The organism is Aeribacillus sp. FSL K6-2833, from assembly GCF_037965815.1.
Lineage (GTDB): Bacteria > Bacillota > Bacilli > Bacillales > Aeribacillaceae > Aeribacillus > Aeribacillus composti.
On record NZ_CP150189.1, the window covers coordinates 2874965 to 2888599 of the forward strand.

General features: G+C 39.8%; 6 protein-coding genes. 2 read left to right on the top strand and 4 right to left on the bottom strand.

The features are described from left to right. Positions 1-340: 340 nt before the first annotated feature. The gene (locus tag NSQ94_RS13895; protein ID WP_339229441.1) at positions 341-5806 is read right to left on the bottom strand and encodes a lamin tail domain-containing protein; all 5466 of its coding nucleotides are present in this window, start codon (positions 5804-5806) and stop codon (positions 341-343) included. A gap of 171 nt (positions 5807-5977) precedes the next feature. On the opposite strand from NSQ94_RS13895, the gene NSQ94_RS13900 reads away from it, so the two are divergent. Then, on the top strand, positions 5978-7033 hold the full coding sequence (locus NSQ94_RS13900) for a lactonase family protein (protein WP_339229443.1): 1056 nt from the start codon (positions 5978-5980) through the stop codon (positions 7031-7033). 714 nt (positions 7034-7747) lie between these two features. Here the strand turns inward: NSQ94_RS13900 and NSQ94_RS13905 are convergent. From NSQ94_RS13905 to asnB, 3 genes are all read right to left on the bottom strand, one after another. Next, the gene (locus NSQ94_RS13905; protein WP_130158619.1) at positions 7748-8191 is read right to left on the bottom strand and encodes a DUF1284 domain-containing protein; all 444 of its coding nucleotides are present in this window, start codon (positions 8189-8191) and stop codon (positions 7748-7750) included. Positions 8192-8663: 472 nt separating this feature from the next. Continuing rightward, positions 8664-10094: an alpha-amylase family glycosyl hydrolase gene (locus NSQ94_RS13910; protein ID WP_311067026.1), complete on the bottom strand. Its 1431-nt coding sequence runs from the start codon at positions 10092-10094 to the stop codon at positions 8664-8666. A gap of 802 nt (positions 10095-10896) precedes the next feature. Then, positions 10897-12741, bottom strand: coding sequence for an asparagine synthase (glutamine-hydrolyzing) (gene asnB / locus NSQ94_RS13915; RefSeq protein ID WP_339229445.1), 1845 nt, complete (start codon positions 12739-12741; stop codon positions 10897-10899). Between the two features lie 137 nt (positions 12742-12878). Between asnB and NSQ94_RS13920 the strand changes: the two genes are divergently transcribed. Then, positions 12879-13412: a DUF2777 family protein gene (locus NSQ94_RS13920; protein ID WP_339194677.1), complete on the top strand. Its 534-nt coding sequence runs from the start codon at positions 12879-12881 to the stop codon at positions 13410-13412. Positions 13413-13635: the final 223 nt, after the last annotated feature.

Here is a 13635-nt window from a genome sequence, read left to right on the forward strand (position 1 = left end):
ATAGAAGAAGTTTTCAAATGGTCATTTTTTAATGGAAAAAATCATAGGACGGCTGACTATTCAGGCAAGAGACCCAAAGTTTGCCGCCCGCTTCCATCAGAATCCGTATCACCACGGACACCCTTGCGTTAAGCTAACTGCTGCTTCTGCCTTCAGAGCTCGGGACTTTCATCCTAGAGATTACACCCATGTCGGGCGCACCAAGAAACGGGCTGTCCAGAAAGTCAAAATCCATTGAAAACGAAACATCATAAACATTGATATATCAGCGTTACTAAAACATTAAAGGGGCGTCTATAAGCCGGAAAATCGACTTATTAGACAGCCCCGTTTGCCTATTTTATTTGTAAATAGCTTTGCGCTGACGAATCTTCAGCATCATTCCCATTGCTATCAGCAGCATGCCTATCAGCAGCCAGCGATACACGTACGTTGCTGTATCCGGAAGTGATGCCGAAGCTTGATTCTCACTCACCTGTTCAAATTTCGTTCCATCCGTAGTTCCATCCGTACCAGAAGGATTATTTGTGCCGCCTGATCCGCTACCGTTGTTTCCATTATGATTTTCGTTTTCAGGATGATCTTCGTTACCCGAATGATCTTGATCTTTTTCTTGGCCGCCTTCGGAAGGTGTTTTATTGTCTTTGCTGCCACCTTCGGAAGGTGTTTTATCGCCTTGACCACCTTTATCCCTGTTGTCTTTTTCCGGATCATTTCCGCCTTCTCCCGGATCAGCCGGATTTGGAACAATTTCACCTTCTTTCGTTTGGAAAGACCAAATCGATGAGCGCGTTTTACCGCCAAATTGATCTTCCGCTTCCGTGTACCAATAATACACTTGGTTTGGCTCTAAATCATGCCACATGACAGAGGCCACTTCGCCGCTCGGAACGTTTTCGACTTTGCCGATCAAGCTGTCGGTATAGACGTTGACAACAAAAGAATCTGTTGCTACTTTTTTCTCTTGCGGTTGTAAATCGGTTTCAATGATAAATTCATCTTTTCCTGGATACTGTTCCGGATCGTAAAAGTTGTAGTCGTCTAAATAAGGCGAATATGTTTTTACATAAATTTGATTCGTATCTGTATTGAAATGCAGCAAACGGATATAGCCCTGGCCGCCCTCAGGACCGCCTTGATAATCAGCAAGTATTTGATATACTTTTCGGTCAGGCGCTCCATCTCCGTTATCATCAATCTCATCGACTAATGTCTCGCTGTCATGATAATGTCCGCATAATACCGCCATCACATTTTTATTTGGTTTAACAACTTTTTCAAAAATTTGATTTCCAATCGGGCTGCGGTTTCCGCTGACTAGTAAATATTCATGGAATGCTAAAATTGCTTTCCGATCGGGATACTTTTCAAGCACCGAATTCACCCAGTCCAAATCTTCATCCGAAACGCCCCAGCCCATATACACCATAATATAATCATTACCGTTCGCCGAAATTAAATCATAATGACCGCGGTTATTTTTATAAGAACCTCCATAATAGTCACGACCTGCAAACCGATTCTCGCCGAAATATTGATAATAATTGTCATAGCTTCCGTCTTTATGGCCAACATCATGATTGCCGGCTAGAACTCCATATCTGATTCCTGCATCATCTAGCACTTTCATAGCTTGATCGGCCACTGCCCATTGATTGTGATCATCTGCTTCATCGACTAGATCACCTGTATGAAATACATACTGAATATTGAGATTATCTTTTTGATCTCGAATCCATTCGACTTGCTTTTGATAAATGTGTGGATAGCTTTCCGAATAATATTGCGTATCGCTCATCCATACAAACGTATAATCATAATCTATAGTTTGCGCGATTTGGTCTTGAACGATCACGCTCACCTTTTGGTTTTTCACATAGTCTTTCGCAATTACGCTCCCTTTCAATTGAAATCTTTCTTCACCGGCAGTTTGTGAAGCAACTTCCTTCCATTTATTTTCTATATTGTTCCAGGCATACATCGTCACTTTTCGTCCTGGCAATGAAGAACCGTTCCAAATAAGTTCTATTTCATCATTTTCATCAACTTTTTGATCAACGGTAACGTTGAAGCGATGATACGGAAACTGCTCAGTTGATGTTGTTGCAAGCGCCTCGCCATCTGCGTTTTCCAACTTCCTGCGTTCATCTTTCGAAAGAACTTTTTCGCCTTCAACTTGAAATCCAGCAGGCGGTTCTGTATCAGATGCATTTTGCAAAATATCTACATGTTCTTCATCTGATGCTTTATACTGAAAAGCTTGAAAGAAAGATACATCAAGATCGTCCATTGTCGGATCCGCCACTCTTACGGACAATTTAGCACTTAAAGCATCCTCATCTGTTTCGGAAAAATCAGGTAAGAGCGGATGTTCGTCCACTGTATAGAAAGTGACTTCGCTTTTGCCTTCATTGCCTGCCTCATCAATAGCTGTAATGACAAGTTGATGTTTGCCTGATTGAAGCTGTGCTGACGAAGCTGCAAATGGAAGATCGATATATTGATCATCTAATTTGGCAGTGATCGATCTAATTTTACTCCATTTATCTTGAATTTCAGCATCAATAACAAAAGATCCTTTATATTTTTTTCCTTCCTCAATAGTTGGTTTAATGATTGGCATTGTGTTATCGACAATAACTGTCGATTTCACTTCATTCCCCTTTTGGTCAACTGCTTTCACTTCATGCTCGCCATCTTCTTCATTTTCGCTATTCCATAAGTAACCGAGGGAAGTAAATTTTTCATCCGGAATATTGAACGTAAATTCGACAACCGGGCTTAATCCGGCACTGTCGCCGACGGAAATCTCCTGTTTTTGATCTTGATGCTCGCTGCTGTATAGAGTTGTGCCGTCAGATAAAACTAATCGCACATTTTTTACATAAAAATCATCTCGATTTTCTTCAGATGTTTCATCAAATGGACTGACCTTTGTGCCTGCCCTAATCGCAATTGATAAATCTTCACCGATTTTCAGCCTTTCCGACGAAATCGGAACCGTAATTGTTGTATATTGATTAATGGTGTCATCAAATATTCTCAAAATGTCATTTCCTATCGTCACACCGTTTTGAAAATAAAGATTCGTTTTACGAACATCAAAGGCAAAATAAACGTCTGATTCAATCGTGCGGAAAGTATTTGTTTGTTTTGCTCCATCAATATATAAGGAAACCTCCTCAGGTGTAAGATCGCCTGTTGCCTTCACTACGGTTTCTTTTGAAACAATTTGTCCATTTTCTACATTTAACCGCAATCCCTGCTTCTTATTTGCATTTCCAATTTGAACGGTAAACTTAGGAGACTCCTTGATATTCACTCCATCGCCAGCGACAAAATAATACTCTACTACATTTTTCCCAATTAATTCAGGCGAATAAATCGTATATTCATATAATCTCGAATTATAGCTTTCTTCTAAATTCACTTTTTTAAATGGTTCTTGTATTTTTGTCCGGTAGTATAAAGAAACGGTTTTGACTTCGATATTATCTTTTACTTCCGCTTTGATGAAAATATTATCCGTTTCCATGGCTTTTTCAGTATTTGTTAAATTTTCAATAGTTGGCGCCATTGAATCGGCTGGAACAGTTACTTTCACTTTCGGAGTTTGTCCGTCTTTTACCGATCCGGGTGTAGCCGCTTCAACGCCGGCACTAATTTTTTGCATTATATTGCTTCCATCCGCAGGATATTTGTACAAAATCCCTTTGTCCTCTTTAGTATCATCAATATTTACCTGATCATTATAATGAGCAACGGAAATTTCTTTTCCGCTGTTTGTGGCAATTACTAATGATCTCGCACCACTGTTGGCCATCCCGTTATTATAAATTTTCACAATGTTTTTATTCTCTTCTAACGAAACACCATAATGTTTATTAAAATCTTCAACAGCCAACGATGCATTCCCTTGATTGATGATCCAAAATACAAGCGTCCCACCTGAAGGAATTAGCAGTGATTGATCATCATTAGGAGGTCCCCAAATAAGATCGGATTCTGCACCTTCCTGCGGATATCGATAACGGATTTTATAGTCTTTAAAATCAATGGTCTGATTAGTATTATTATAAATTTCAATAAATTCATAACCGTCCAACCCATTTATATTGGCGCTGTCCGGAACTACTTCAGTAATGAGAAGTTTTGGGGCTTTTTGATAATCAATATTGGGAGTTTTGAGTTGAACATGGTGTTCCTCTGTTTTGACCGTGTTTGTTCCATCTGATGCCTCTATGTAATATAGGAGTTCGCTTCCCCACATGCCTGCACTGGGAATCGCCGCCCTATATTCATTTTGATTTCCGTTTTCAGTCATTTGAAGGGATTTGTATGCTCCATTTTCCGTCAATTTATAAAATAATGTGACATAACGGACTTTTTTATTATCAGTGACTGTAGCTTTTACAATTAATGGCTCCTCGCTTTCCCATTCTGCTATTGGCTGATGTGTAATGACAGGAGCTTCTTTGTCATCAGGCTCTTCAATAGCGACAGGTGTCTTCGGCACTTGCCCTTCGATGAATGCACCTGGATTAGCTTTTTCACTTAAGCCAATTTTTTTCATTTTCGTCTCTTCCGTAAATTGATAAATGATTCCTTTATCTCTTTCAACATCATCAGCTCCATCATTATATGCTGCTGCAGATACTAATGAACCATCCTTTGAATAAACAGCTAATGCCCGGATGCCGCTGTTAGCCATTCCTTCAAATGGCAAGGCTTGGACTTCGCTTTCTTTCAAATTCGTTCCGTAAAATTGATTAAAATCTTCCAATCTTAAAGATTGATTAGAACTATTTTTCACCCAGAGAATGAAAGTTTTTTGCGGAGCTATTACTTGATTATCCGAAAATTGAAAAACTTGATCGGCTTTTGCTGTACCCGGATATTGATAATGAAGTTCATAATTTCGCAATTCAATCGGCTTGTTGGTATTGTTGTAAAGCTCAATAAATTCATATCCGTCAGCACTTCCGACATTTGACGTGTCTGGAGCCAGTTCGGTGATTAAGATTTTCGGAACTTTTTGATAATCCGGTTCCGCATCTTGTTGAATAGCTACTGAAAATGTTTCAGAAGAATTTATTGGAAGTCTTGTTGTTTCTGTCTCATTTTTCCCTTCAAACCAATAAGAAAAAGTATAAGACCATAAGTCGCTTTCTGGTACAGTTGCCGTAAAGGTTGTATCATTTATTTTCTCCATTTTCATGCTTTTCACAAGCATACCCGGAGCTGTACGATAAAACAATGTCAACTCTGCAAGGTCTTTTCCTTCCGCATCAATTTTAAGCGGCCGGCCTTTTTGAATAACTGCCGGTGGCTGATGAACGATTTCCAGTGGCAGTGTAACAGCTTGCTGTTCAAGTTGGGGGGTAGATTGTGAATTTGCTTCTGGTTCTTGTTTTGAAGTTTCGGGAACTGTATCAGTATCTTGCTGTTCTGGTTTTTGCTGCTTTTGTTCACTTTCATTAACCGGAAAAGATGGATGATCCCCTCCTTTTGCAGGTTCTTTCACTTCTTCATTTGCTGCATCAGGCTGTCTTTCATCACTTTTGTCCTGTTGAACTTCGTTTTGCTGAGAGTTGTTTTCTTCAACATTTGGCTCGCTGTCATTTTGATGAAGCGGTTGTTCTTGATTTGGTTTATCCGTTGATTTCGTTTGTTTCTCCATCTGCTGCTCGGCGTTTCCTGCAACTGTTGCTGTTGCATACGTATGTATCGGTGTTAACACGGAAACAAGAACAAGCAAAACAGCGGAAGCCCCAGCCAGCATAGAGCGTCTCTTTCTTTTTTTCAAATAAAACTCCTCCCTAAAATTTTCTAACCTCAATTATTGTAATATCGAAATATTTAGTTGATTTTAATTATTTGTAAATTTTTGTCTAATTTTTGTTCAGTTTAAAATAGAAAAATAGGAGAATTTCCATGATATAATTCTAGAAAAGTATATTTGAAAGGAGCATGTTTCGTGGCAAATCCATTCATCGGTTATATCGGTACATATACGAAAGGTGAAAGCAAAGGCATTTACAAATTTACTTTGGACACTGAGAAAAAAGAGCTTAGTGAAGCTAAAGTAGCAGCAGAGCTTGACAATCCGACATATGTCGCGATTTCCAAAGACAATCAAAATTTATATTCGGTTGTTAAAGACGGAAATTCAGGGGGGCTTGCTGTTTTTTCCATTGACGAACATACAGGCGATCTGCAAAGCATCAACCGACAAGTGACGGAAGGACCTTCTCCGTGCCACGTCAGCGTCAACAAAGCAAACCATTTCGTCGTCACCGCTAATTACCATCGCGGAACGATCGAGGCTTACTTTCTGAATGAAGACAAAAGCGCAAATCCAGCGGCAAGCGTTGCAGAACATACAGGTTCAGGCCCTAATCTTGAAAGGCAAGAAAAACCGCACGCTCACTATTCGGGGTTTACACCAGATGAAAATTATGTTGTAGCTGTTGATTTAGGAATTGACCAAATTATTACCTACTCTTGTGATCAAGGTGTTTTAAAGAAGGTGAGCAGCCTTTCTGTTAAACCTGGAAGCGGCCCTCGCCATATCGTCTTTCATCCAAACGGAAAATTCGCTTACGTGATGACGGAATTAAGCAATGAAGTGATCGTTCTTTCTTATAATGCAGATGAAGGAAGCTTTCAAGAGCTGCAATACATCCCAGCAATTCCGGAAGATTTCGCAGAAAACAGCCAAGGCAGCGCCATTCACATTTCTTCCGACGGCAAGTTCGTTTATGCTGCTAACCGCGGCCATGACAGCATTGCTGTTTTCAAGGTAGAAAATGATGGGGGCAAGCTTGAATTTGTTGAATGGACAAGCACCGGTGGCCATTGGCCTAGAGACTTTGTCCTCGATCCGACAGAAAGATTTGTGATCGCCACAAACCAAGAATCAAGCAACGCCGTCTTATTTGAACGCGATCCTGAAACCGGCAAATTGACACGCTTGCCATCAGAAATTTCCGTGCCTGATCCGGTTTGCGTGAAATTTCTTCATCAAGGCTAAAAAAATGTCTTTGCAATCTATTTTCACCTTTACGAAAAGAAGGCTCGTCTGTTTGTTTTAAAACAAGACGAGCCTTTCAAATTTTTATAAAAATGGCACCTTCCATCAGACTTTTAATTTAGGAGCCTACTGGTGTTGGTCAACTTCGATCACAGTGCGAATCCCTAGTGAAAGAGTATAAAAACGGTGAAGTGCTGCTCAATCCGTTTGCCTCCAACTTATTAATTCAAATCTTATCGTCGTCCGATACAGAGCGTTTCAAACAATCTAGTTTTCCTCCAACTTATTAATCCAATTCCCGAACTCGAAAGAAAAATCGTCATGGAAGCACCCTTCTTTTAAGCTGACCGCTTATGATCCATAGGACAACAAATGTTGCAAACCTTTATGACATCTTCATTCATGATTCCTATAGAAAAGAAACGGAAACAGCTTTCTACAAAGCTTGCAGTATTATAGTGAAGAAGCATAGCCTCCGTGTTTAAAATTAGAATAGCCGAATTGTCGCTCGGCTATTTCCACGCAGAGGCTATTTCCTGCTTAACAGGGGCAAAATCTCAACATGGTTTCGCTAATACTTGGATTATGTAAAAGATGACGAAGACGAAAAAGAGTACAAAATTTCAACAAGATTGCGCCAATATGCACCAATAATTTTGAAAAGCCGCAATCAGCTACACTGACAGATTGGGCAGTGACGAAAACTGTAAAAAGCTACTTAGCTTCCTTTTGCGCAATATTCCCGTTACGGACATTGGCGATGCCTTCTTTGCATACACCGTGCGGAAGCCAGGAGCAATTCGCACATAAGTAATCTAAGTCGTCAGGGACTACTTTTTGGGCCGTGAGCCCCAATAATTCCGATTTTAAGTAAATCCCATTTTCTTCAATACCTAAATGGCGGATTACTTTTTGATCCATGGAAATCACATGCTCATTTGAATTCGGATCCGCTTGGCACGTCGATTCTCCATGGTGCGGACATGCCATGCACGCATCATCAAGTGCAGAGACGACTTGAATGGGAAAGTCTTGCTCTTCATCACGAATTTTTGTAACTACTTCCCACATCTTCTCTACAAACGATGGACTATATCCCATTCCGCGAAATCCGTGCACACATAATAAATGATGCCCCCGTAAGCGAAGCGGCTTCATACATTTCTCCTCCCCTTTTTCTATTACTCTCATCTTATGAGAAAAAGCACCAGCCTACAACATAAACGTGAAAAAACATTACATCCTTTAAAATTAAAATACAAGCGTCACAACGAAAAAACGAGCAAAAGCTTGTTCCAAATTCACAAGCTATTGATAAGAAGCCCTCTTTCCTAATCGGTTATCTATTGATCAATATTGTTTTACCCACTTTAAATGGAGCCGCTCCTTTTCCAGCGTCTTGATATGAGGAAGGGGCTTTTTTGCGTTCAAAAAGGAAGAATTAGGCTTCTTTTCTAACATCTCAATATGAAAAGGAAGATGTGATAGGCGAACTTTCCGCCCCGAAGCTTTCAGTTGAAAAATTCCTGTTTAAAGCCTATGTGTACATAGAAGCAGCTTAAAAATGGCAAATCAAGACGAGTTTGTCCTTTTTTTGCACCTTTAAGGGATCAGCTTTTTATTTTGCATTTTACGACGGCTGTTTTCCCTTCCCTTTTTTATATGCGGCATATAAGAAAAGGATAAACAAAACTGGGACTCCGACCAAAATGGAAATAAAAGGGATGCTCGCGCCTTTTTGTTCGTCCAGTTTAAAAATCTCCGATGTTTCCCGTTCCAAAGTGATCGTGTATCCGTCCTTTGAACTTTTTATGCTTCCCCCTTTTAAATACCCTCTCAATTCGTGATTATCCGGCAAATATCGAAATCCGATCGTTACGCTTTTTGTTTGCGATGTGTTGTTAATGGCAATAATGGATGTTTCATCACCGCTTTTTAATTGATAAACGAGCATGCCGTCCTTTTCATACAACAAATGATATTGCCCTGTTCGGAGAGAAGGCAGGATTTTGCGAATGTCGGCTAAATTTGTTATGTACTCGACTATTTCGGTGCTCGTGCGAAAATCCATCATCCGATAATTGACTGCTCCATTTCCGCCATCCAATGCAATCTCCGTCCCGTAATAAACAAAAGGAACAGCCGGTAAAGTATATAAATACGTCAAGGCAAGTTTTAATCTTGTCACTGGAAACGCTTCATTCTCAACAGCTTTTCTTGTAAAACGAACGATATCCTCGTCATCTAAAAACGAAACGACAGGCAGATTGGATTGCGTAAACCCGTCCAATCCTGAAAGCGGTTCATCCACATTCGAAAATGATTTTTGCGCATTTTTCGCAAAATAGGTATTCATCACGGCATCGATTCCACTGTTTTGATATGTATTCGGATCACCCCCGCCAATATCTGCCACTAAAACGAAATCTTTTTTGACAGACTTAACTTCTTCAGCCATTTTTTTTAAAAATTGAGGTTCAGTTCGATTCGCGTCAATCAACCGATACCCGTCAATATCACTTTGTTTGATCCACCATTTAGCGACATCGATTATAAATGCTTGAACGTCGGGGCGGGAAACATCGAATGTCGTACTTCCTTCAACAAACCATTCTTTTTTAGCTGGATCAGACAGCCAAGGGTGGTTCGGTCCTGTTTCGAAAACAAAATCTATCATGACCTTTAGATCACGTTTATGTGCTTCCTTTGTCAGCTGTTTTAAATCCTGCATTGTTCCAAAATGCTCGTCCACTTTTTTAAAGTCTTTCACCCATTTCCCATGAAAGCCGTTTGCCTCATTTTGAAATATTGGTGATAATGAAACGATTGTAAAGCCCATTCCTTTTATGTAATCCAGCTTTTTGATCACCCCTTGCAAGTCACCCCCAAGAAAATGTTCAAGACCGCCCTTTCTTTCGCCGTCATTGGCCGTCGTTCCATTGTAAAAGCGGTCAACTGCTACGTGATAAATTGACTCATCCTGCAAGTTTACAGCGCTAGCAGTCGCTGAAAAACAAAAAAGCAATGAAACACACAAAATGAAGATCAATCCTTTTTTCACTCGTCAAAATCCTCCTTATGTCAGCAAAATCCATGCTTGTCGCTCAATTCATCTAAGTTCGCCGCTTCAACTCTTCCACAAAATCGGCAAGCGGTGTTGCATCTGTTTTGGTTTGCTGTCAATCTTCTCATCGAATGTATGTAATGTTTGATGGGATTTATCCCCTTTTCCGATGAGTTTTTCTTTATAAGCCTCGCGAATCACTCGCTGGCTTATCCCCGTTTCATTTGAAAGAGCCTTTATTCCTTCCATGCTAACTGAAAAATAAGTTTACATGTTTGAAATCATTGCGTTACCTACATCATTTTGCCTGGATTGCGCCACGATCAAACAGTTCGTCAACGTATTCAAAAAGTTAGGTCAGTTAATTTTTCATTCATGATCTTCTTGAACTATTATCTTACAACATGAACCGTACCAGGCCAAATTCGGATCTTATTGTAAGCTTCTCTCCCTGCTTGATTCCTAGACATTAGAAAATTTTTTGAAAACGTTCATCATTTTCATAAAAATCTTTTTTCTACCGATGAATCATTCAGTTTCTACAAAATGTTTATATATCTCTCCCCTCCCGCTCCCCTTGCAGATCATTTTTGAATTTCATTATAAAAAACATTATAACATGCTGAACATGTTTGTCCTTCTTTATTATAAAAAGCAAGGGGGGTGTCTAATAAGTCGTTTTTACGGCTTATTGACGCCCCCATTAATGTGTTTGAAACGTTGATATATCGGTGTTTATGATTTTTTGTTTTCAATGGCGATTTGACTTTCTAAGACATCCTCATTTTCCCTAAATTCATCAAATGATATTAATCCGGTACTTTTCAAACCAAATGTGAATTTGCCAAAGATAGGCTAACAGCTGCGGTCCCGTCATCAGCTGTCCGTACCATGGGCGTTGAAAAGATGCACCGTCTGTCTCTACTAATTTATTTAATGCATTCCCATCGAAAAGCTCGTGCAATATGGAGTCTTTCATGGCCAATACGTTTTCAAGCTGTTCTTTTACAAGCTTCGTATATTTCGGATGATGTGTTTTCGGATACGGGCTTTTTTTCCTGTAGACAACCTCCTTCGGCAAAAGATCTTCTAAGCTTTTCCGTAATAGGCCTTTTTCCCGATCGCCATATCGTTTCCATTCCCACGGAATATTCCAGACGTATTCGACAAGCCGGTGATCTGCAAACGGAACGCGCACTTCAAGCGATGCCCCCATGCTCATGCGATCCTTTCGGTCAAGCAATGTTGTCATAAACCATATCATATTTAAGTAAAAAAGCTCCCGCCTTTTTCTTTCCGTTTCAGGTTCTCCATCTAAAACAGGTGTTTCTTCAATCGTTTTTTCATATTGCCTTAAAGCATATTCTTTTATATTCAGCTTTTTTTGCCAATCGTTCCGGAGCAGCTTGATCCGCTCATCAAATGAACGAATCCACGGAAACCCTTCTCTTGCCAATTCCTCAGGACGGTAAAACCACGGATATCCGCCGAAAATTTCGTCCGCACATTCTCCCGACAAGCTCACGACAAAGTCCTTATTAATTTGCCGGCAAAACCAAAGAAGTGAAGAATCGACGTCCGCCATCCCCGGAAGATCACGGACTTCAACTGCTTCCTGCAAATATGAGACAAGCTCTTCCTGTGTCATGATACATTCGTGATGAATGGTTTGAAAAGATTCCTTCATTAAATGAATCCAGTAGGCATCAGCATTCGGCTGAAACTCGCTTTGTTGAAAATACTCAGAATTCCCTTCGTAATCAATTGAATAAGTATGAAGATGCCCCTTTCCTTCCTTTTCAAATGTCCTGGCGGCAATCGCTGTAATGGCGCTCGAATCCAATCCTCCCGATAAAAACGTGCATAGCGGAACATCGCTGACAAGCTGTCTTGTGACGGCATCTATTAGTAATTCACGCACTTTTTCGACCGTTTCTTCAAAAGAATCCTCATGCGGATGGCTTTTAACGTTCCAATATCTCCATATTTTTAAGCCATCTCGATTAAAAACGAGAGCATGGGCGGGTCTAAGCTCTTCGATTCCTTTAAAAACGCCTGAACCTGGAGATCTCGACGGCCCCAGCGCCATAATTTCTTGCAGCCCTTCCTGATCGAGCAAAGCATCGACTTCAGGATTGGCTAAAAGGGCTTTTATTTCAGAAGCGAACAGAAAATTACCGTTGTTTTCATAAAAAAAGAGCGGTTTAACGCCAAGACGGTCGCGTGCTATAAATAATTTTTCATCTGCTGAATCCCAAACGGCAAAAGCATAAATTCCGTTTAAATGGTGCACACATTCTTCTTTCCACTCCATGTATGAAGCTAAAAGAACTTCCGTATCTGAGTGGCCGCGAAACGTATAGCCTTTTTTCAATAATTCTTTGCGAATATCTTCCGTATTGTATAGCTCGCCGTTATAACAAATCGTGTAGGAATTATCTTCTTTTTGTTTTGTCATCGGCTGTCGACCGCATTCCGGGTCAATGACAACAAGTCTTTTATGCCCGAACAATACGTGCTTCTTTCCCCAAATATTTGTATCATCAGGCCCTCTTTTGCTTAACGTGTCAATCATGTCTTCCATTATTTCAGTATTTTGGAAAAGTGATTGTTGAAAATTTACCCAGCCAGCAATTCCACACATATGCTTATCACCCCACTATCTATAACATGAAAGATGTAGCTATTGTATGCAAAAAAAGTTCAATGTTACCTGCCCATTTGTATAAAAAGAAAGCATTTTGTCTAAAACAATCAATAAAAAGTATTGAGGTGTTCATATTGTTTTCGGACATAAAAAATGACCTTCTCCATAAACAAAAAAGGAGTTTTCGGACCGCAACCGTTGAAATGCTTCAAGCAAAACCGATTTTGATCGATGATGAAGATGATGAACAGATTTCTCTTGATGATTTAAACGATCAGCACATTGAACTTTTGAAAAACGGCCGATGGGTTGATGTTGGACATAATAAGGAAGAATACTTGCGGTCAGGCGGAAAAATTCGAATCAAGAAGACATTCCCCTATGCATTTCATTCTTTTTTAAATGAATTGAATGATGAAAGCTTTATAATGTTTGTACACCATTTAAATGCTTTATCCTTTTCCGTTTATGACATCATTTACTGCCACAATCAATTGTTGTATCACCATGGAAACAAACCGATGAAAGGCGCTTCTGTTTTTATATTTGATAATACGGATTCTCTTTGTGCGGTTCAGCATTTTTTCCATCGGGGAGACAAACAAAAAGACCTGTTTGAATTCACTGTAAGCACAGGGGAACGAAGCTTTGTCAGCTCTATTTCATAACTGCAATTCAAGGAAAAAAGGATTTAGTTAAAAAGTACTTTTAAGACAGTCGGAGTAATGAAAGCTTTGCAATTGATAGGGAGAGTGCAGATGTTTTTGGCATTTGAAAATGGATGAAAAGACAAACAAAAATATTTAATAATTTGTTTCATACATCTTGTCGCTTGACATAAAGCCTCTGCGGGCATGCTTCTGGCAAAAGGGGCAAGTTGCAGAGTTTTTC